Origin of the sequence: Paeniglutamicibacter sp. (genome assembly GCF_046714615.1) — a bacterium.
Lineage (GTDB): Bacteria > Actinomycetota > Actinomycetes > Actinomycetales > Micrococcaceae > Paeniglutamicibacter.
In genome coordinates this window covers 95,967-116,524 of sequence record NZ_JBKKAP010000082.1, presented here as the reverse complement: position 1 = coordinate 116,524, position 20,558 = coordinate 95,967, and the positions used below count along the sequence as shown (strand labels likewise).

19 protein-coding genes are annotated in these 20,558 nt (G+C 67.7%); 5 read left to right on the top strand and 14 right to left on the bottom strand.

The genetic code is table 11. The features are described 5' to 3' along the window. Window positions 1-656: 656 nt before the first annotated feature. From ACLQ7E_RS09955 to amiA, 7 genes are all read right to left on the bottom strand, one after another. The gene (locus ACLQ7E_RS09955) at window positions 657-2,360 is read right to left on the bottom strand and encodes an ATP-binding cassette domain-containing protein (protein WP_411732425.1); all 1,704 of its coding nucleotides are present in this window, start codon (window positions 2,358-2,360) and stop codon (window positions 657-659) included. Further along, window positions 2,357-4,078, bottom strand: a complete 1,722-nt coding sequence (locus ACLQ7E_RS09950; RefSeq protein WP_411732424.1) for an ABC transporter ATP-binding protein/permease — start codon at window positions 4,076-4,078, stop codon at window positions 2,357-2,359. Before ACLQ7E_RS09950 ends, ACLQ7E_RS09955 begins: the two co-directional genes overlap by 4 nt. Continuing rightward, complete coding sequence (locus ACLQ7E_RS09945; protein ID WP_411732423.1) at window positions 4,065-5,339, bottom strand: hypothetical protein; 1,275 nt, start codon at window positions 5,337-5,339, stop codon at window positions 4,065-4,067. The genes ACLQ7E_RS09950 and ACLQ7E_RS09945 overlap by 14 nt, the downstream gene beginning before the upstream one ends. A 5-nt stretch (window positions 5,340-5,344) precedes the next feature. Further along, a complete protein-coding gene (locus ACLQ7E_RS09940; RefSeq protein WP_411732422.1) occupies window positions 5,345-6,733 on the bottom strand; it encodes a YcaO-like family protein in 1,389 nt (462 codons plus the stop codon). Further along, entirely contained in the window at window positions 6,730-7,761 is a 1,032-nt protein-coding gene (locus ACLQ7E_RS09935) for a CocE/NonD family hydrolase (RefSeq protein ID WP_411732421.1), read from the bottom strand. Before ACLQ7E_RS09935 ends, ACLQ7E_RS09940 begins: the two co-directional genes overlap by 4 nt. Beyond that, the gene (locus tag ACLQ7E_RS09930) at window positions 7,758-8,498 is read right to left on the bottom strand and encodes a hypothetical protein (protein ID WP_411732420.1); all 741 of its coding nucleotides are present in this window, start codon (window positions 8,496-8,498) and stop codon (window positions 7,758-7,760) included. Before ACLQ7E_RS09930 ends, ACLQ7E_RS09935 begins: the two co-directional genes overlap by 4 nt. An 84-nt stretch (window positions 8,499-8,582) precedes the next feature. Continuing rightward, a complete protein-coding gene (gene amiA, locus ACLQ7E_RS09925; protein WP_243400284.1) occupies window positions 8,583-8,684 on the bottom strand; it encodes a streptamidine family RiPP in 102 nt (33 codons plus the stop codon). A gap of 99 nt (window positions 8,685-8,783) precedes the next feature. Between amiA and ACLQ7E_RS09920 the strand changes: the two genes are divergently transcribed. Both ACLQ7E_RS09920 and ACLQ7E_RS09915 read left to right on the top strand, forming a co-directional pair. Beyond that, the gene (locus ACLQ7E_RS09920; protein WP_411732419.1) at window positions 8,784-10,016 is read left to right on the top strand and encodes a hypothetical protein; all 1,233 of its coding nucleotides are present in this window, start codon (window positions 8,784-8,786) and stop codon (window positions 10,014-10,016) included. Between the two features lie 8 nt (window positions 10,017-10,024). Further along, window positions 10,025-11,854, top strand: a complete 1,830-nt coding sequence (locus tag ACLQ7E_RS09915) for a prolyl oligopeptidase family serine peptidase (protein ID WP_411732418.1) — start codon at window positions 10,025-10,027, stop codon at window positions 11,852-11,854. Here ACLQ7E_RS09915 and ACLQ7E_RS09910 read toward each other — a convergent pair. Beyond that, window positions 11,851-12,417 (bottom strand): helix-turn-helix domain-containing protein, encoded by a 567-nt coding sequence (locus tag ACLQ7E_RS09910; RefSeq protein ID WP_411732417.1) that lies wholly within the window; start codon window positions 12,415-12,417, stop codon window positions 11,851-11,853. The genes ACLQ7E_RS09915 and ACLQ7E_RS09910 overlap by 4 nt on opposite strands. Window positions 12,418-12,482: 65 nt before the next feature. Between ACLQ7E_RS09910 and ACLQ7E_RS09905 the strand changes: the two genes are divergently transcribed. Continuing rightward, the gene (locus ACLQ7E_RS09905) at window positions 12,483-13,358 is read left to right on the top strand and encodes a class I SAM-dependent methyltransferase (RefSeq protein WP_411732416.1); all 876 of its coding nucleotides are present in this window, start codon (window positions 12,483-12,485) and stop codon (window positions 13,356-13,358) included. Between the two features lie 13 nt (window positions 13,359-13,371). On the opposite strand, the gene ACLQ7E_RS09900 is transcribed toward ACLQ7E_RS09905, so the two are convergent. Then, window positions 13,372-13,926, bottom strand: coding sequence for a cysteine hydrolase family protein (locus ACLQ7E_RS09900; protein ID WP_411732415.1), 555 nt, complete (start codon window positions 13,924-13,926; stop codon window positions 13,372-13,374). Between the two features lie 241 nt (window positions 13,927-14,167). Continuing rightward, window positions 14,168-15,259 (bottom strand): thermonuclease family protein, encoded by a 1,092-nt coding sequence (locus ACLQ7E_RS09895; RefSeq protein ID WP_411732414.1) that lies wholly within the window; start codon window positions 15,257-15,259, stop codon window positions 14,168-14,170. Between the two features lie 209 nt (window positions 15,260-15,468). Here ACLQ7E_RS09895 and ACLQ7E_RS09890 point away from each other — a divergent pair, with 209 nt between their 5' ends. Continuing rightward, window positions 15,469-15,936, top strand: coding sequence for a hypothetical protein (locus tag ACLQ7E_RS09890; RefSeq protein WP_411732413.1), 468 nt, complete (start codon window positions 15,469-15,471; stop codon window positions 15,934-15,936). A gap of 78 nt (window positions 15,937-16,014) precedes the next feature. Continuing rightward, on the top strand, window positions 16,015-16,404 hold the full coding sequence (locus tag ACLQ7E_RS09885) for a hypothetical protein (RefSeq protein WP_411732412.1): 390 nt from the start codon (window positions 16,015-16,017) through the stop codon (window positions 16,402-16,404). A gap of 18 nt (window positions 16,405-16,422) precedes the next feature. Here the strand turns inward: ACLQ7E_RS09885 and ACLQ7E_RS09880 are convergent, their stop codons facing one another. From ACLQ7E_RS09880 to ACLQ7E_RS09865, 4 genes are all read right to left on the bottom strand, one after another. After that, on the bottom strand, window positions 16,423-16,764 hold the full coding sequence (locus tag ACLQ7E_RS09880) for a DUF5655 domain-containing protein (RefSeq protein ID WP_411732411.1): 342 nt from the start codon (window positions 16,762-16,764) through the stop codon (window positions 16,423-16,425). Between the two features lie 55 nt (window positions 16,765-16,819). Beyond that, window positions 16,820-17,890 carry a 2,3-butanediol dehydrogenase gene (locus ACLQ7E_RS09875; protein WP_411732410.1) on the bottom strand — a complete coding sequence of 357 codons (1,071 nt, stop codon included), beginning with the start codon at window positions 17,888-17,890 and terminating at the stop codon, window positions 16,820-16,822. Window positions 17,891-18,049: 159 nt separating this feature from the next. Next, complete coding sequence (locus tag ACLQ7E_RS09870; RefSeq protein ID WP_411732409.1) at window positions 18,050-18,883, bottom strand: SDR family NAD(P)-dependent oxidoreductase; 834 nt, start codon at window positions 18,881-18,883, stop codon at window positions 18,050-18,052. Continuing rightward, window positions 18,880-20,553, bottom strand: coding sequence for an FAD-binding oxidoreductase (locus ACLQ7E_RS09865; protein WP_411732408.1), 1,674 nt, complete (start codon window positions 20,551-20,553; stop codon window positions 18,880-18,882). The genes ACLQ7E_RS09870 and ACLQ7E_RS09865 overlap by 4 nt, the downstream gene beginning before the upstream one ends. Between the last annotated feature and the right edge of the window lie 5 nt (window positions 20,554-20,558).

Sequence of the window (20,558 nt, the reverse complement as noted above, 5' to 3'; positions counted from 1 at the left end):
CCGAATCGATCTCATCCTTCAAACCTACCGTCCCACCTATCGGACCTGCGCACGCACGGTCTAGGAGTGGCCCCTGTATGAATCACTGAGCCCTCCCGACAGCCTGCCTACGGGGTACCGCAACCAATGGCGACGACGATGTCGCATGCCGCGGCGGTGTACGGGGTACCACCTCTGCAAAAGAAAAAGATTGTCCGGTGAGGGTTCCCCAACTGGGGCAGTGGAGCGGAGATGGCTGGATGTTGGGGGTGAAGAGCTTGGATGGTGAGTTGCAGTTGGTCGTGAGCCTTGAGCCAAATGTGGTTAGGGAGGCCGCATTGATTTGGGCTCGATCCACGGCACTGCGCGATCAGCGTCCAGTGCCGGCCACCGGCGACGAAGAATCTCTGGGCTCCAACGGCGTCTGAAGGTGGAAGGTTCCAAGCTACTCCTTGCCAGGCGAGACGACACATTCGTGGGTTTCACACTGTTTGCCCCGCGCGACGAAACCTCTGGCCGAATCGAACGACGGTTGCTCAAGCAAATTTGACACTTGATTCGTCCGGCTTAAACCCAGTCCCCGAGGCCCCTCTCAACCTCCAGATCAGCCAGACAGCAGCGGGCGAGCCGAACCATGTTTCCAGGTCAAGACCGTACTTGAATAGCAAACTGCCCCGCTAAACGGATTGGGGCAAGGGTGCACAGTGCAGCTCGGACAGCTCCGCACGGCGGTCACAGCGCGCCAACGTGGATTCGCGGTGCGAGACCGTAATGACTGTCGTCTCCCCGGCCAGCGCCGCCACGGCATCGAGCAACAGAGCCTCGGTGGCGGCGTCCAGGGACGCGGTTGTCTCATCCAGCACCAGCACGCGGGGCCGCAGCAGCAGCGCCCGGGCCAGTGCGATGCGGGCACGCTCGCCCCCGGACACCCCGGCACCAGCCTCGCCGATCACCGTATGCACGCCCTCCGGCCAACGCCCGGCCTCCAGTTCAAGCCCGGCGCGGCCCAGGGCTTCCAGGGCTTGGGCGGCGGTGGCCCCGGGGACCGCGAGGCGCATGTTCTCCAGCAGGGATCCATGGAAGATCGTGGCGTCCTGCTCGACCAGGGTGACCAGCAAGCGGAAGTCGTGGAGGTCAACGGAAGCCACATCCGCGGCCCCTCCGGTGCGCGGAACCAGTTCGATGTTGCCGGCATCCGGTGCCCAGAGGCGTACCAGCAGCCTCGCCAGGGTGGTTTTGCCGGACCCCGAGCGACCCGAGATGCCCAGGTGCTCCCCCGGAGCGACCGACAGCCACGTGGGTTCGAGCGCCGGCGCGCCGTCCCCGTAGGTGAAGCTTGCGCCGCGGACCTGGAGTCCCAGCGGCCCCGCCGCGGCAAAGGGAAGCACCGGCGCGGGAGCCGGGCCCTCGGCGGGCATCGCGATCCCCTCCAGCACCCGGGCGGCGCTGGCGCGGTGGGGCTGCAATTGGGTGAGCACCGCAACCGCCTCCATCAGCGGGGCCAGCAGCGTGAGGGTTCCGGCGACCACTGCAGGGATCCACAGGCGGTCCAGCCCCGGATGGTTCCAGGCCGCCAGGAACACCGCGACGAGGATGCCCAGGGAACACAATTCGCGCACGCTTGCGGCAGCGGTTTCCCGTGCCTTGAGCCGCTGCTCCGCCCGGGCCACGGTGCGGGTTGCCCCGGCGAGCTGGAGCTGGACCTGCTCCTGCAGCCCGAAGCCGAGAATTTCCCGGGAGCCGGCGAGCAGGTCAACGGCCAGCGCCGACTGGTCTGCTTTTGCCCGCTGCACTTCCTCGCCCAGGCGCGCGTTGGCCCGCAGCCAGGGAAGGGTGAGCAGCACCAGCGCGGCAAGGCCCAGCACCAGGCCGGCGGCCAGGGGACCGCCAATCCGGTACAGCGCCACGGTGCCGCCGAGCAGCAGCACCACCGCCGAGGCCAGCTGGGTGAGCGTGTGGGCGTAGAAGAACTCGAGTTTTTCGGTGTCCCCCATGGCGGTTGCCGCCAGCCGCCCGGTGTGCTGCCCGGGCGTGCGGGAGGGCACCCCGCGGGTGAACCCGTCAAAGAGTGCCATGCGAAGCGCCGCGAGCACGCGGTAGGCAATCGAGTGCGACAGGTCCATCTCGTGCCAGGTCAGCATGGCGCGCAGCAGCACCGCCGCTCCCCCGGCGATCCACCAACCCGGGGCCGCCAGCCGCCCCTCGAGAAGGGCCAGGGTGACCACGTAGGACCCGGCAACGGCCAGGAAGACCAAGGCCAGGTTGTTCGCCAGTCCCACCAATCCGGTCCAGGCCAGGGCCAGGCGGTGGGCGGACAGGTACGGGAGCAGTCCCCACAGGGCATCGGTCCGGTGCGTCGTGGCGGTGTCTTGCGGGCTCATGGTGCCTCCGGGGAAGTGGTCGGGACGGTTTCGCGCAGGGTGCCCTCGTGCAGCTGCAGCACCGTGTCTGCAGCTTCCAGGGCCTCGGTGCGGTGGGCGATCATCACCACGATGCGGTGCCGGGCCTCGGCCCGCAGGGATTCGAAGAGTTCGCGGGCCAATTCCGGGTTCAGTGCCGAGGTGGGTTCGTCCAGCAGCAGCACCGGGCGGTCGGCCAGGATGGCGCGGGCGACAGCCAGGCGCTGGAGCTGGCCGCCGGAGAGCGAGTGCCCGGCCTCGGAGAGCACGGTATCCAAGCCCTCGGTCCACGAATCCAGCTCGGTGCCCAATCCCGCCCGGGCCAGCGCCCCGCGCATGGCGGATTCATCCGCCCCGGGTGCCACGGCCGCGAGGTTCGCCCGGATGGTGCCGGGGAACAGGTAGCTGTGCTGGGACACCACGCTCACGTCCCCGGGATGCAGCGGCCGCCCGTCCAGCAGGCGTTGGCCGCCGGCGGGCAGGAAGCCGAGCATGATGTCAAAGAGCGTGCTCTTCCCTGTGCCCGAGGGCCCGGCCAAGGCGGTGATTCCGCCGCGGCGGATGCTGGCGGTGGCGCCGTGCAGCACCCACGGGGACTCGGGCCGGTAGCGGAAGGACACGTTTTGCAGGGTCAGGGTGTGGCCGCTGCGTTGTCGATCGCTGGAGTCGGCGCCGGTTGCAGCTTCGGTGTCAGATTCGGTGTCAGCCGGCGTTTTAGATGGTGTTTCGCCCGCGGCGCCGATCGCCGCATCGATGCTGCCCAGTGCCGAGATGCCGAGGTAGCCGGAGTGCCATTGGCGGGCCAGATCGCGGATGGGCCGGAAGACCTCCGAGGCCAGGATGAGCGTGAAGAAGGTGAGTGCCGGGGAGGCGCCGAGCCCCGCGGGCAGGACCCCGAGGACATCCAGCGCGGTGAGCGCCGCGGCGGCCAGCAGCCCGGCCTGGATCCCGAGGTCCGCCAGTGCGGTGTCGGCCAGCGAGACCCGCATGGTGGCAACGGTAGAGCGGTGCAGCGCCTCGGAACGTTCGTCGAGCCGGGCCCGGAAGCGCGGGACGGCGTCGAGGATCTTCAGCGTGCGCATGCCTTGCAGCGCCTCAAGGAAGTCCGCGCTCAACGCCTCGTAGGAATCCCAGTGCGTGGCACCGCGCCGGGCCAGCAGCCTGCCCCACAATCGCGGGGCGCCCACTGCCACCACGACGGCGGCCATCAGCGCCGCGGCAAGCACAGGGTTCAACACCGCAACCCCGGCCAGCAGGATCGGACACAGGATCTGCAGCTGCAGCGCATGCGGGATGTATGCGGTGACGTATGGCTCCACTCCGTCCGCCCCCTCGCTCAGGGCCAGGCGGCGAGCGCCGCTGCGTTCGGAATTGTCGCGCAACCGCTCCGGGCGCAGCAGCGCCGTGGCCAGGGTGGCGCGCAGTTCCAGGCGCACCGCGGTGCCCAGGGCGCTGGCGAGCCGGGCCTGCAATTGCTGCAGCGCCGCCCGCAGCAGCCCGCAGCCGAGCACGGCCAGCAGGTTTCCCGCGATCTGTGCCGCGGTGTGCGGCTGGCCGGGCAGCAGCCCGGCGAGCGCGCTTGCCAGGAACCAGGCTTGTACCCAGTAGCTGGCGGAGCACAGGCACACGACGGCGGTGAGTGTATTCAGGGTCCGGCGATGTCCGTGGGTCAGGGCCATCAGCCGCTTATTGACCAGCATGGGTGTTTCCTTCCGATCTCTTCGCCCGGAATCCGAGCGCGTGCAGCGTGGTGTATCCGTCCCGCATCCCGGTCCAGCCGGCCACGGGACGGAAGGCGTGGTTCCGGCCGGCGGCCAGGGAGGAATAGAGCAGGTGGGCGGCGGCCCCGGCGGCCCACCACATGGCTTTCGGGTCGGGTATTGCGCGGGTGCGAAAGAGCAGCATCCCGTCCAGTGAATTGATCCAGTCCTGTCCCGCGCACTCGAGGTGCAGCTTTCGAGCTCGGATGCCTTCCCGGTCGAGGACCAGGATGTCACACCCGGCTGGCACGGGCAGCGGGAAGCTCTCCAGCGACTGTCCCCACACCGGATCCAGTGCGCGGCGGGCCGGGTGCTCCGTGGCGGGAACCGGCAACTGTATCGGCAGGCTGCGCCGGCGCAGCAATTGCGCCGCCCCTAGACCCGCACCCGGGGTCAGGTCCTGCGCCAGCTCGGGGTGGCGGAGCCCCGGATCGGCAGCCCAGCGATCCACGGCGGCGAGCGTGCGCGGTTGCCGCTGCGGGCATGGCTGTGCATATCCCGCAGGTCCGGCGGCCCTGTCCCACCGGGACAACTCTGGCAGTACGTCGCCGGTTCCCACGGCCAAGGCGGCCAGGGCCAGTTCCGGTCCGGTGTCCGGCCAATGCTGTTGCCACCGTGCGTAGCCGGGCAGCCGAACCGCGGCGGCCAGGGAGGCGGGATCCGCGGTGAGCCAGTTACTCCTGAGCCCATGGGATGCAGCATGGCTGGCGACGCCCAAGAGGGCGTAGGCGGTGTCCGCCAACAGCAGCGGCAACGCGCGGTGGTGGTATTTCGCGGCGGTGCGCTGGGGCAGCACGGTGAAAACAACGATGGCGCCTTCCGCATTGGGCGCGAATTCGACACGGCGGTGCGTGGTGGATTCCTCGGCGTTGTAGGCGTGGATGCCCGGCGGAACGTCGCAACCGGTGCCGCAGAGCAGGTGCACCTGCACCGGATGGCAGGCCCCGGCCGAGGGCACCGCCCGTTGCGGGATGCTGCCCGGCGCCCCGGTGGCCGGGTTCGGGTGGAAGCCGCGGGTCGCCCAGAGGGTGTCGAGCACCGCGATGATCGGCACCGAGGTGCCGGAAGTCGCGTGGCCCGGGCGCATGGGCCCGTCCCAGGTGTTCTGCCGGGGACCGGGGTGCGTCATGGCCCCGGGCAGAAGCCCGGACCAGGCTGCGGCGAAGTCCCCGCCCGGGTGCTGATGGCTATCGAGTGTCATGGTTCCTACATGTGTGGTGGCGGGGCGAGGGTGAAATCCTCCGGTGCCCCCGGCGGCACGTCCCGCCAGCCGCGGGACACGGCGACCTCGGCGACGCGCGGGCAGCCCAGGTAGGCGAAGGCCGCGGGCGCGTTGGGGACCAGCCCGCCGACAACGACCCGCACCACGCTCAGGCCGGTCAGGGCGACGTCCTTGGTGGTCAACTCGCGGGTGTAGACCTCGTGCCCGGCGCGGGCCAGGCGCCGGTGGACCTCTTCCATGGGCACCGCTGCCACCGCCTCGATGTCCACCAGCCCGCCGGCCGGCGCCCTGAAGCGCTCGGCCAGGGCGTGCATCTTCGGGTCCATCCACACCTGCACATGTGCTCCCAGGTCCCGGACTGCTTCGAAGTGCTCGCCGGCGTCCTGCAGGTATTGGCGGTCCGCCCGGTGTTCCAGGTACAGGCCCCTGGCCATGAGCCCGGCCTCGACTGCCTGGAAGACCCAGCCGTCGGCATCGGTGGCGCCCTGGGTGTAGATCCAGGTGTGGACCGCCTCAAGCACCGCCTTGCGGGCAGCCTCGGCAGGGTCGTTCTTGCAGGAGAATCCTGCGGCGTAGAGCCCGGTGTCGGGATCGTAGACCAGTGCGGCCATGGCCGGGGCGAATTCGCTGGGCATTTCGACTACCCAGTATTCAAGCCGGCAGCCTTCCATGGCCTGGGCCAGCCCGGGGATCGAGTCGGTGCGGATGCCTCGGGTGGGGCCATCGAGGTGCCACCACAATTCCAGGGCGTCGCGTTCCACGGTTTCCAGCAGGGCACGGTCCCGCGCGTCGGCGAACCCCTGCCCGGTGGCTATCCCGGCGTAGTTGAGGTGGTGGATCCGCGGCAGCCGTGCGAAGCGCCGTTGCCGCCAGTTGAGGTAGACCAGGCTGGCGGGCAGCCAAACCTGTTGCCCGTCGGCGTGCCTGCGACAGGAGGTCCAGAGCGTTTCGGTGTCCTCGTCCAGGTTCCGGTAGGGAAAATCGTCGCGCTCCAGCTGCCACGGGGCAAAGCGGGGCAGCTCGTCCAGCGGGACGACGGAGTGCCCGGCTGCCATTGCCTGCAGGGCGCTGCCGATGAAGTGCTCGGCGTCGGGGATCTCTGCCGGAATGAAGTTGCCGCAATAACGTTCCATGCCCTCGGCCACCGCCGCGATCCAGGCCTGTCGCTCGTCCCCGAAGGTGGTGCCCAGCGACACGCGGTCCGCGGGCCAGTCCCCCAGTCGGCGGGCGTCGGAGACCTCGGCGGTCATGGAGGTGTAGGCGGGCGGCGCGTGCTCGGGCGTGAGCACCGAACGGACGCGGCGGATGATCCCGGTATGTTCATCCACCAGGGTGTGCAGCGGCAACAGTCCAAGGTGTTCGGCTGTGGTCATGAGGATAATTCGCATTCTGCTGGGACGGGTGGATTGATCGCGGCACGCAGCCGCGTAAGGTCGGACGGCTCCCAGGGCTCGGCGCCTTCGCGGGATGGCGTGAACTCCCGGGTGAACGGGCGGGCGTCGGCGCCGTCCAGGAATTCCTGGATCTTCGCCATGAGTCCTCCGTGACTGCTCAGTGCGGCCGCGGCGGAGGGGTCCAGGTCGGCGGTGAGCCGGTGTCCCCATGGTCCGGTGAGGAATCCGGTGTTGCCCGCATCCCAGGCGCCTGCCAGCTCGAGGGCCTCGCGGACAAAGAAGTCCCGGTGCCCGGATACCACCAGCAGCGGCGTTTTGCAGTCTCCGTAGCGGGTGGCCAGGTCCAGCTTCGGCGCAGACCACAGCCTGTCCCATTGGCCCGGGGCGTGCGCTCCGTAGATGTTCGCGGGCATCGCGTCCGCCACGCCGCGTGCCGATGCCTCGAGGCACCGGCGTTCAAGCTCGGCAATGGTCAGCGGGTCGCGCGATTCGGCGGTGAACCCATGCATGTGCCACCAGCCGATCCGGTCGCTCAGGCGCGCGGATCCATCGGGGTTTCGGGCGGTCTCATAGAGGCCGAGGGCCGGGACCATCGCGACCACCGCTGCGGCACGCAACCGGTGCCCGTCGGTTTCGAGACGCAGGGAGGCCTCAAGTGCGCAATGCGCATCGTAGGAGGCCCCGGCCAGGATCAACCCGCCGTTCAGCAGGCCTTCGCGCTCCAGGAAACGCGCGGTTTCCGCCCCGTCCTGCCCCTCGGCCGCGTAGGGCAGCCACGTTCCGGTGGAACCGTAACGGCCGCGTACGTCCTGGACAATCACGTCATGGCCTTGCGCCTGCCAGGCTTCGGCCTGGGCCCGGTATTGCCGCCGATCGTACGGCGTGCGGATCAGTACCGTTCCCCGCCCCGTGTCTTGGCCGGAGCGATAGTGGTCGCCCGCCAGCACGGTGCCGTCATCCAGCGCGAGGTTCAGTCTCGGGGGTGGGGGGCGGAAACCGGAATTCATCGTCGGCGACCGGAACTTTTTGCCGGTTCGGCAAAACCAAGGACCGGATGTTCACTACTGCACAGCGTCCGGGTGTCGAGCCGCCAGAGATTGCGGCGCAGTGCGGCCAGCTCGTGGGTGTCGTATTGCCACGCGGCGACCATGGACCGGATCCGTGCGCCAAGGAATTGGGTGGCCAGTGCAGGCAGGCCGTCGAGGGTTCCGTCAGCGGGCCGGGCAGTATCAAGCCAGCCGTCCAGTTCGTCGGCGGCCGCAGAGGCTGCCAGGCGGCGGCGCAGCACCTGTGAACCGCCTGGGTCACTCGGGGTCAGCGCGAGTGGATCCACAAAGAGGATCTCGCCCTCGCGGTAGCAGCGCAGCACGGCGGTGCCGGCTTCCGGCAGCGCGTCCAGGATCCCTCGCTCTGTCGGGGTTGCGGCCACCTGGACAACCAGGCCGTGCGCTGCCTCCGGTGTTCCGCGGTAGTCCAAGTCTTGGATGTCAATCCCGGCCAGAGCGGTGCTGACAGGCTCCCATCCGGTCGCCGGGCCAAGCAGGGCAACACTTTCACGCCCGGGGCGCGGATGTATCCTTTGGGTTGCTCGAGCCTCCAGCTGTTCCCTGATTTGGCCATGAAAGGTCTCCAGCATGGGTACCGGCACCCCGGTGGGCGTCTGTACGCGCAGGAATGTGCCGTCGGAGGAACGCACCGTGGTGCGTCCGTTGAGTTCGAAAACGTCGAGTGCCGGGATACTCATGGGTCCTTTCAAGAATGTCGGTTCGGGGGGCGCACCACTGCGGGGTGGATGCCAGACATCCACCCCACAGTCGCGAATGGGCGATTAGTCGAACGGGTTCTCGACGAGCGCGTTGGAGTGGGTGGCCGACAGGTGGGCCAACTGCTCGGTCTCTTCAACTTCTGCAAGTACCACGGTGTTTTCCATGGGGGGTTCCTTTCGTAGGTGATGTCGTTGCCGTTCTGGCAATAAGAAGACACTATACTTAATGAGAATCATTCGCAAGCAACACGTCATGGAGGCGTCATGAATCAGGAAATACTCGTCGTGGCAGACCAACGGGCCCAAATCATTGGCTTCATCGATCCCGCGTCCCACACGGTGACCGGCTGGATCCCGGGCATGGTCCTTGCCGAACACGCCGGGATCCTGTCCCTGGGCAACGGCAGATGCGCCTGGGTTGACGATGCGGGCGGATCACTCATCGTCATGGATCCCTTCGCCGCCACGGACACGGACCCCGCAGCGGCGATTGAGCACCGGATTTCCGTAGCCATCCCGGGCGAACACCTGGCCTGCGACCCCGCCGGCCGTTTCATTGCCGTCAGCACGGGGCTTGGGCAATCGTGGGAACCATGGAGCGACGTGCTCGGCGTCGTGGACCTGCAGGCAACAGCGGGGCCATACTCCCGCCGCATCCGCACCCGCGCCGGCGAGCCCGGCGTCGTGGTCGCCACCACCCCGGGTGGCCCACGCGCGATACTGCGGCACCGCGAACCCGGAGCCATCGAATCCATTTCCATCGATGACATCCTCACCGATGGCGTACACAGCCCCCAGCTGCGCGGCGGGAGCATCGAAGCGGTCGGGGCCGAAGGCCACGGAGACGCCTACGACCCGGATACGGGCACCCTGTTCGTGGCCACCGAACGCGGACTCGAGTGCTTCGACGTGCGTGGACCGGTCCCCGCAGCCTTGCCGATGCGTCCCTGGAAGGCAGCTGGCCGCGCCTACTTCCTGCGCTTTTGCCCCCGGAGGCGCCTGCTTGTTGCCGTGCTGCGCGAAGGCGGGGAGCACCCGCGCAAGTGGGACGCCTGGGGCAATACGCTTTGGGTCCACGACATCGATGCCAACACCTCGCGCACCGCACCACTCGGCGACGGGATGATCTTCCGCTTTGCGCTGACCGGCACCGCCATTGCCGTGGCCCGGATCCACCCGGACGGCGACGACCTGCGCACCTACGACACCGAAACGCTGCGGGAGCACGGCCAATGGACGCTGCCGCCCATGGACAAGGCGCCACGCCGCGGTGCCGAACCGTGGGACGACGCCGACCGCCGGGCAATCGCTGCTTCGGGCAGCGATGAATGGGTCGCGGTGACCCGGGGCGGGCACGGCGAGGTGCATCTAATCGACACCGGGGTTCCCGGGTCGGCGCTGGTCACAGTGAAGGTTCCCACCTCGCTGAACGACGGCGGACACCTGGCATGGCTCAATCGCGCCGACGCCGGTCCCGGGGACACGGTGGGACGATGATCCGGGGCATGGCTGCGGAACAGGGCGAGGTCGGGGATGCGGCCTCGTTGGAGCTGGGGGAAAACCCCCGGCTCCACGAATACTTTCGGACCCAGATACTGCATTGGGACTCGGCGCCACGGCAGGGTATGCCGCAGGTCGCCGGGGGCAGCGCCGTCTTCACCTGGCGCAGCCCAGGGGAGGAATTCCCCGCGCTCCACCAGGTTGCCGATGACTGGCTCCGCCGGGCCCTGGCCCCGGGCAACGCGCCCGAACACCCGCCGACCGGCTCCGCGCTGCCGGTGCCCGCCAACCGGGTGGTGCGCGGATTCGCCCTCGATCCCTCCGGTACGCGGGTGGCCGCGCTGCTCGGTCCGGTGGATACAGAACTGGCCGAGATCTGGATGCTCGCGCCGGACGCCGAACCCGTGCCGCTTCCCGGCCCCCGGTCCTGGCATGCCGCCCCGGTGTGGTCGCCCGATGGCACCTCACTTTGGGTGCTCTCCGGAAAGCCGCCGGAACAAGTCATGTGGCGCTGCGTGTTTGACGCGGACGGACCGAATGCGCCTCCCGAGCCGATGCCCTATCCCGAGGAACTCGGAAGCCCGGGGGCCGGGGCGCGGATGCGCCTGGGCATCGGGGACGGCACGCTGCAGCTCACGGTGCGCATCCCCGGAAAGGGGTCGCGGCGTTGGATTCTCCGGGATGGCGACTGGATCCTGTCAACCGCACTGGACCCGGTTCACGAGGAGGTCCCGGGGCACAAGGTGCTTGCCAGGTTGGGTGGCCCGCACGGAAACGTGCTTGCCGCCGAAGGGCCCGCCGGCACAGTGGTGACTCTGAACGGGGCAACGCTGTGGGAGCTGGAGGCCGCCGAGCAACTCACCGCCCTGTCGCTCAGCACGCATCCGGACGGTGGCGCACTGTGGGTCCAGAGCGCTTCCCCGGAACAGCCCTCGGGTGTCATCTGCCTGAAGCTTCCGGCGGCGGTCGACGCCATCACGCAGCGGCCACCCCGCAGGGACTCCGCCGCGTTCGCGCACCGTCGCCTGTTGGCCACGGCCCGGGACGCAGTGGCGATCCCCGTGATTCTCTCGGCGCAAACCGGGGACTTCTCCGGGAACCGACCCGTGTCCCCACGGCCGCTGCTGCTGTCCTGCTACGGCGGCTTCGGGGTCGTGCACCGCACCGAGCCCGAACCCAGTGTGTCCGCGTGGATTGCCGCCGGCGGAATCCACGCGGCGGCCCAGGTGCGCGGAGGTGGGGAACTGGGTCCGCAATGGCACGAGGCCGGACGCGGGGCCAACAAATTGCGCGCCATCCACGACCTGATCGACGTGGCCCGTTTCCTGGTGGCGCAGGGCTGGACAAGCGTCGCGGAACTCACCGCGGTGGGCGCCTCCCACGGTGGCCTGGTGGTCAGTGCCGCCGCATTGCTGGATCCCGGCGCGTTCGGCCGCGTGATAGCGGTGGCCCCGCTGCTGGATACCGTGGACCTGCAGCGGCACGGGTTGGGATCCCAATGGCTTCACGAGTTCGGGGCCGACGGGGAGACCTCCGCGGAGCAGCGAGCCTCCCATTCCCCGCTCCATCTCCTGGCCGCCCTGGATTCGGCAGCCTCGCTTCCTCCGTTGCTGTGCTGTGTGCTCGGCAGTGACGAACGGGTCGACAATGCCGCGGCGCTTGAATTCGTGTCAGGGATCCGGCGCCGGGGCGGCCGGGCCTGGCTACGCCGGGAACACGGCGGCGGACATGCGCAGCGGTCATCCGCCAACTTGTTGGATTTCTCCGCCACCGTGCTCTCCTTCGCGGCCGGCGACGGGAACGGGCTGCCGCGCGACCAGGCCTCGAACTCTTAGCCGGCGGCCCCGGGCACGTGGAGATGGGCGCGCTCTCCCCCGCGGTCAAAGATCGTCAGGATCTCCACCGGCCCCTCGTGGGCGCCGACGCGGTGCGGGACCATGGTCGAGAATTCGGCGGCCTGGCCCTCGTGAACCAGGATCGTGCGTTCGGCCAGCACCAGGGACACGGTGCCGGACAGGACGGTGAACCACTCGCGGCCAGGATGGACGCTCATCCCCACGTCCGCCATCGAACGCTCGGGGGTGATGCGCATCTTGGCCACTGTGGTGCCGTCGTGCGAATGTCCTCGCGAGAGCAGCCAGGTGGTCAGTCCGCGTTGATGTTCGGGCTCCGGCCGGATGACGACGTCCTCGTCCGCGGTCGGCTCGACCAATTGGTCAAGCGTGGTGCCAAGGGCCTTGGCCAGGGGAACCAGTTGGTCCAGGGCAATCCTGCGGTGGCCGGTCTCGATGCGGCTGAGGGTCGAGGGGCTGAGGTAGCAGCGCGCCGCCAGGGCGTCCAGCGGCCAGCCCTTGGCCAGCCTCAGCCCCTTGATTCGCTGGCGGATCACGGTGTCCATGGAAAGATCTTGCGTCATACGCAAGAGTGTATGCCAATGGCGCACGCAGTGGTTAGGCTGGATGCATGACGACACAGCACCCACAAGCCAGCGGACACGGACACCACCACCCGGACCAGGAGCACGGCCACGCCCATGGCCACGACGACGAATCGGGCATGGCAGAGATCCTGGAACTTGACGCACTCTTGCTGCGCGACCACCTGCAGGAGATCTTCGACTGGACCGCCGGCCATTCCAGGGCTCCGCGCACCATTGTCGATCTCGGTGCGGGAACCGGAACCGGGACCCTCGGCCTGGCGCGCACCTTCCCGCAGGCCGACGTGGTTGCCGTTGACCAATCGGAATTCATGCTCGACCGGCTGCGGAACAACGTTGAGCAGCACCAGCTGGCAAACCGGGTGTCCACGGTGCAGGCGGACCTTGATGTGGCGTGGCCCGAGCTGGCCGACATCGACCTGGTGTGGGCCGCATCCTCGATGCACCATATGAAGGATCCCGCCCGCGTCTTTGGCGAGATCCGGGCAAGCCTGTCCCCTGAAGGGGTGCTGGTGGTCGTGGAAATGGATGCGCTGCCCCGCTACCTGCCGTCGGACCTTGGCATCGGTGCCCCGGGCCTGGAGGAGCGGTGCCACCAACTGGTGGCCACGGCCGGCTGGAATTCGCACCCCGACTGGCAGGTGGATCTGGAAGCCGCAGGCTTCACGGTCTCGGGCAGACAGGGATTCGACTACTCACGGGATGACGACCCACAGCTGGTTGCCCGCACCGCATACACGTTCCTCTCGCGGATGCGCACCGGCCTGGCCGAGGAACTCTCGCCCGAAGACCTGGAAACCCTCGACCAGTTGCTGGATCTTGATGGCCGGCACGGACTTAACGCACGCACTGACCTGTCCATGCGCGGCAGCCGGACGGTGTGGGCTGCGCGCCCGCGCTGATCGAGGCCCGGAGCTAGGCCACGAAGGCAACGTCCTTCGTGGTGGAGACGGAGGCGGTGCGGCCCGGTGCCCCCTGGAATTGCCAATAGAGGTTGATGTGGGCGATGGCGACTTCCGGCGGCGGGGCGCCCCACTGCGTCATGTCGCTGGTGGTGTGGGCGTCGGAAACCAGGGTCACGTCGTAACCACGCGTGAAGGCGCCGTGAACCGTCGAGCGGATGCAGGCGTCGGACTGGGCGCCCGAGACGACCAACCGGCCGACGCCGGCCGCGGCGAGCACCTCCTCCAAATTGGTGCCCTCGAAGGAATCCCCATAGATCTTGTGGATCACCGGCTCGTCCGCGGCGGGTGAAAGCTCGGGGACGATTTCCCACTCGGCGCTGCCTTTTTCCATTTCCTCGTCCGAATGTTGCACCCAGACCACGGGTGCCCCTGACTCTCGGGCCCGATCCACGAGCGCGTTGATGTTGCCGAGGGTTTTCTCGCGCAGGTAGGCATCTCCCACCACATCGTTCTGGGCGTCAATCACCATCAGGGCGGTGCGGGTTCGATCGGAAAATGTGCTCATGAGGTTATTCCTTCGCGGACGTGGCGGAGTTTTTCCACGACCCAACATACTCCGCACCGCCAACGATTGGGAATGGGCCAAACCAACCCCGGAACAATTCTTGGCCACGGCTCATGATTTGGTGCCAGCCCCCAGACCCCTCACCGGCTTCGCCCGGAAACAAGAGCGCCCCCGGTCCACTGCACGACGAGCCTTGTGGCACGAGGGCAATGGACCGCGGGCAGCCATATGGCTGGGGGGTCTAGCAGGGTTTCCAGGTCTGGCCGCCCGGCGCGTAGCAACGCGGACCGGTGTACCCGGGATACGGATTGCTGCTGACCTTGGGTCTCGGCTTTTGGACCGGAGCCTGATACGTCTGTTTCGGAATCGACTGGCGGCGGCGTTCGGCTGCCAACCTACTGGCTGCGGCTTGCCGTTCGGCTGCGGCGTTCGCCTTGCGCGTTGCCTCGGCCTTCGCTTTGGCCCTCGCCTCCGCCGCTGCCTTCGCGACAGCCTTTTCCTTGGCGTCGGCTTCCTTCTTGGCCCGGGCCAACGCCGCTTGCCTGGCGGCCAGCTTCTTCTCGATTGCCGTGGCCCTGTCCAGGGAGGCCGCCAGCCGCGGCGCATATGCAGACTTCCGCGCAGACCAAACCGCCGCGTCCACGGCATCGCCGGCGGTATCGAGCGCCTTCAGGGTTGCACTCTTTGCCTTGCCCGCCACAATCGCGGCTCCCACCACGGCGAGTGCAGAACCCACAGCCTCGGCGTTCGCCGGAACGGTACCCTCAACGGCCTCGAGACCGGCAATAGCAGCCACCGCTCGGGCTGGAATCGTGCAGTCGATCGCCGCGCTGTAGAGTCCCTCGCTGGCTTCCTGAGCCCGTTGCTCTGCCGCAAGGACCTCGGGATAGAACCGTTCATTGGGCTGGAACAGAACCGCAACACCAAGCCCGGCGGCGGCGATATCTGCGTTGACGAGACTTCCGTCCTTGTAGACGCCCGCCAGCGTTCGGCCGTGCGGGTCCAGCCGCTGCACGTCGTAGGCCAGCTCGATCCGGTCCCCCGGCGCCAAGAGGGACTTGGTGTAGTCGGTCGCCTCCGCACCCAGGCACTGGACTGGCTGATCCGGGTGTTTGGTTTCCGGCGTATCGACGTTGAGCAGACGGATCGTGGTTTCGGCGCCTGACAGGTCCGCCACAATGGTGTCGCCGTCAATCACCCTGACAACGGTGGCGCCACTGCGGTCCCTCTCTGCCTGTGGTGTCGGCACCTGCGTGCAGGCGGTCGCTACGAAACCGAGCACCACCGCTCCCGCGACGATCCTTGCCACGCGACCTGAAGCAAGCGCGGCCATATTGGCTCCCCCGAACAATGAAACTCCCCATGACTAAATTTAAGCCGCGAGTAAACAATTTTCACCATAGCCCCGGGGGCAGACGGTTGGGCAAGCAACGTCCGTTTATGCCTTCCACCGGCCCGGCTGTCCGTCCACGGGGTATTTTGGTTCGACAGGCCGGGCGAGTGCAAAGCCGTGCGTTGAATCGGTTTCGCTAGGCTGGTCAAATGGCTGACTGCACAGAAACCAAACCGTCAATACTTCGCTCCCGACTTGGCAACGTTCTGGCGACCGGCGTGGCCAGCGGCCTCCTGACACTGGTTGACCCCGCCAAGCTCGGTCCGTCGGTCAGGGGGTCCCTGTATTTGGGTACTGGTGCCGCCGCTGGACTTGTCGGATGGTTCGGCACGGCCCCCAGCGAGGATTTCAAGCCCGGAAAGACGTTCCGTGCCGCCGTTGCGGTGGCACTGGGCACCTTGAGTGCGGCCGGCACGAAGCTTGGATTTGTCATCGATGAGAGGATCCACCAAGCCCTGTTGCGCAGGGGCATGGAAAACCCACGTACTCTCATGGCCATCGGCTCGGCGGTCATCACCGCCGCAATGGTCTTGGTCGAGCCTCCGCGGGCGGCGGACGATGAGTCGCCGTCCCAAGAAGACCTCGACGTCGAAGCCACCAAACGTCCCAAGCCGTAGGCCGAGTGCTTCATCGCCGCACTTCCGCGGCCGATAGCTGGGTCCGACCCGGTCTACCATTGGCCCATGAAGCGATTCGTGATCGACCCGGCAGCGCTGTTGCATCTTGCCACTAACGGTTACCAGACGGGTCCGGACCATCACCTCGTCGCACCGAACTCGATTCGTTCCGCGACCCTGGACCTCCTGCTGCAGGGCGTGCGCAACGGTGAAATCACCGAGACAGCGGCGATGGACCTCCACGAGCGCATGACCGAACTAAAAATCCGGCTGCTCGGGGATCGTGTCTCACGGCGCACCGCGTGGAAGATCGCACGCGAGCATCATTGGGACAGCATCGGGCACGCGGAATACCTGGCCGTCACGATTCTGCAGGCCGATGCGCTCGTGGTGCTCGACCCGGTACTCGCGGCGAAGGCGGAGGGAATCGTGCCACTGGCCTCAATCTCCGAGCTCCTGGCCCAATAATGCGCCGCACCCGCTGCCTCAGGCGGTGAGGTCGTAACCCTCGCGGATCCACAGCAATAGTTCGGGGTCGACCGCCGCCGGGTCGAGCAGGATGATCTCGTTGTGCCATCGGTTCGCGGATACACACCCGGCACGGAACACCCGCGGGGATTCGAGCTGCCGGGTGAGAACGATGTTCACCAGGATCCCACCGCGGCGGGGATGGATGCCAAGAAAGGCGCGCCCGCGCGCCACATGGAACGACGAGGCGTTCTCCTGGATCTCGCACCCGGACAATGCGGAGATCCGCTCCATGAGCACTTCATAGATGGTGGATGAGGTCGGGTCACCAGTGATGCGTTCCCTTGCAGTGCGAGCCATTCAGCCATCATACGGCCGCGGCCCCGGAGACACGATCGTCTCCGGCCGACGTGGCTTAGAGCCCCTTGCCGCTGGGCGAGACGATGATCTTCACCGCCGTCTCGTTGTGGTTGATCAGCGTGTCGAATCCCTTGTCGATCAGGTCCTCCAGGGCGATGCGCCCGGTGATGAACGGCTTGAGGTCGATCTTGCCGCTGCCGACCAGCTCGATGACCTCGGCGTGGTCGCGCACGTAGGCGATGGTCCCGCGCACATCGATTTCCTTGAGCACGATCTTTTGCATGTCCACGGTGGCGGGGTGTCCCCAGATGGAGACATTGACCAGCACCCCGGTGGGCTTCAGCGCATCGAGCAAGGTGTCGAGCACTGCGTTGACTCCCGCGCATTCGAACGCAACATCCGCTCCGATGCCGTGGGTGATCTCCATGACCCTGGCCTTGACGTCTTCGAGGCTGGGATCCAGCACATGGTCTGCAACCCCGCTTTCACGCGCCTTGTCCTTGCGCGCCGCCGAGAGTTCGCTGACGATCGTGGTGACTCCCATGCCCTTGAGCACCGCGGCGGTCAGCAGGCCGATTGGTCCGGCGCCTCCGACGAGGGCGTATTGTCCCTGCAACACGCCGCTGCGCATCACCGCGTGGTGCCCCACCGACAGGGGCTCGATCAGCGCCGCTTCGTCCAGCGGAATCTCCCCGATCGGGTGCACCCACCGCGCGTCAACGACGATCTTCTCGCCCAGTCCCCCGCCTCCGCCGGCCAGCCCGATGAAGCCCATCTTGAGGCAGAGGTGGTAGTTTCCCGCCTGGCAGGAGGCACACTTCCCGCAGACGAAGTAGGGCTCGACCACGACGTTCTGCCCGGCGGACAGATCCATGACGCCCTCGCCCACGGCCGTGATGGTGCCGGAGAATTCGTGCCCCAGGGTCACCGGGGCTTCCTCGTGGGTCAAGGGGTGTGGGTGGCCCGGCGACGGAATGAAGATCGGGCCCTCGAGGTACTCGTGCAGGTCGGTGCCGCAGATGCCGCACCACGCGACATCGATGGCCACCGCACCCGGGCGCAGCGTGGGCTCGGGGACCTCCTCAATGCGGATGTCTTTTTGTGCGTAAAAACGTGCAGCCTTCACGGCATGTCCCTTCTCGAAAGACCGGACGCGGCGACTCGCGCCCGCGCGATTGCCAACAGCCATCTTGCGCACTGGCCGCCGGGTATCGCTCATTCTCGACGTTACCGCCGTGCCGCGGCCGGTGGCTAGGGCTATGCCGGCGCCATTGGGCCCGAGGTCCTATTTGCGTCCCGTGAAGTGTTCCATCGACTTGTAGACGCCGAACACGCGTCCGGCCACCACGTCCCAGGCGGCGATCGGCAGCACGCCCCGCAGCGCAGAGCTCAACTTCACCGTCCAGGGCATCATGAGCATGGGAGTTCCCTCCTTCATGGCCCGCCACACGCGCTCGGTCACCGCAGCAGGTTCCAGCAACGGGGTCAGCAGCGGCCCGCGGGCACCTTCGAACATGCCGGTCTTGATGTAGGACGGGCAGAACGTGGTCACCTTGATGTGGTGGTGCCCTGCCTGCGCCAGTTCCAGCCGCAGCGAATCGCTCCACCCGATGACCGCCCACTTCGAGGAGGAGTAGACGCTCATCCTCGGGTTGGCCAGAAGCCCTGCGGCCGAGGCCACGTTTACGATCCGCGAGGTGCGCCCGCGCTCGATCATGGTTGGAAGGAACTCGCGGGTGATGTGCATCAGCGCGAGGGTGTTGATGTTCATGGTCGCGGCAATGTCGGCCCGCTGGTCGTGTTCCCAGAAGTACTTGCCGCGCACGATGCCTGCATTGTTGATCAGGATGTCCGGCGCCCCGACGCCGCTGTGCACCTCTTCGGCGGCTTCCTCGATGGATTCGAGCCTGCCCACGTCCACCACCTGGGTGTGGATCTCGCTGCCCCGACCGCGCAGCTCCGCCGCCGCCGCCTCGAGCTGCTCGGCATTGATGTCCCAGAGAATGACGTGGCTGGCATGGTCGCTGACCGCGAGCCCGGCATACATCTTGCCCATGCCCATGGCGGCCCCGGTGATCAGGACTGTCGATCCGGCCAGTGTTCCGAAGGTTGAGTTCATGGCTTGTCCTTTGGTGGTGCGTCGTTGTCGGTTTCGGGAATGAGTTTTCCGGGATTCATGATGCCCGTCGGATCCAGGGTCTCCTTGATGCTTCGCAACACCTCCAGGCCCAGCGTGCCGATCTCCGCCTGCATGTACTGTGCGTGGTCGATGCCCACGGCGTGGTGGTGGGTGATGGTGGCACCTGCCGCGACAATCGCTTCGGAGGCGGCCTTTTTCACGCGGGTGTTTTGTGCCTGCCCGTCCTGCTCCAGCCCGCCGAGGAAGGTGAAGTAGAGCGAGGCGCCGTCAGGGTAGACATGGGAGATGTGGGTCTGCACGTATCCCATGCCGCCGTTGGCCTCCAGCGCGTCGAGGATGGCGCCGCGCACCGCGGCGTAGGTGGCCTCGAGCCGGGTCCAGGTGGCGGCGGTTTCCAGGGTCTCGACAAACACGCCGCGGGTCAGCAACTCGTCACGCAGGTAGGGTCCGGAAAAGCGCCCGCGCTCCCAGGCCCGCGCCGGCATGGGGCCGACGGGGATGCCGCCGGCGGCGCGCAGGATCCGTGCGCTGCGCCGCTTGCGGGCGGTGGTTTCCCGCTTGTCTCCCTCCCAGAGGAAAAGGGCCAGCGCGGGACTCTGCTGGCCGCGCAGCCGGAGGTACCTGGCCAGGGCAGCGGTCTTGGGGCCGCCGAGCCTGAAGGTCGCGGCGCTCTGGTCGGTGTCGCTGAGCCGGCAGACATGGGGCATGTCACCGCGGACGCCCTCGTGGCGCAGCTTTCGCAGGGCCTCGGCCCCGGCGGCAAAGGATTCGAAGGACCAGGCTCCGTGGCTCTTGTGTTCCGGCAGCGGGTGGATCTGCACCGTGGCGGAGGTGATCACCCCGAGGGTGCCCTCGGATCCCACGATCACATCGAGCAATTTTGGCCCGGCGGCGGTCCCGGGTGCCAGGGAGCCGACGTCGAGGGGTCCTGCAGGGGTTTCCAGATGGACGGCCTTGACCAGGTCGTCGGAGCGGCCGTAGCCGGTGGAGGCCTGCCCGGCGGAACGCGTTGCCACGTACCCGCCGAGGGTGGCTTCCTGGTGGCTTTGCGGGAAGTGGCCGAGCGTGAATCCCAGCGGTTCCAGCGCCGCCTCGATCGCAGGACCCCGGATGCCGGCCTCGAAGGTGGCGGTGCGCGAGAGCGCATCGAGGTGCAGCAGCTTGTCCATGCGCCGCATGTCCAGCGTGAGCACCCCGTCGAGGTGGCCGCGCAGCGGCTCGACTCCCCCGACCACGGAGGTGCCGCCGCCAAAGGCGACCACGGCCAAACGCCGCCGCACGCACAACTCCAGGACCCGGCGCACTTCCTCGGCGCTGCCGGGGAAGAGAACGGCATCGGGTGCCCGGTGGGCGTCCCCGCCGCGGATGCGCAACAGGTCGGGGGTGCTCTTGCCACCTGAGTGGAGGATGCGTTCGGTGGAGTCGGCGGAAACGTGGGCGTCCCCGCAGATGGCGCGCAGTTTATCCAGCACCTCGTCGTCAAGGCCGGAAGGCCGCAGCCCGATGTCCGCGAAGTCGACGGGCGGATGCGTGGCGTCCACGTTGTCCAGTCCGAGGGTGGCGCGCAGGTATTCGAGGCCGCCCGCGGCCAGCGGCTTCGCCCGGGCAGGGTCTCCCCAGCCGTACCAAACCGAGTGGGGAATCTTCACTGTGT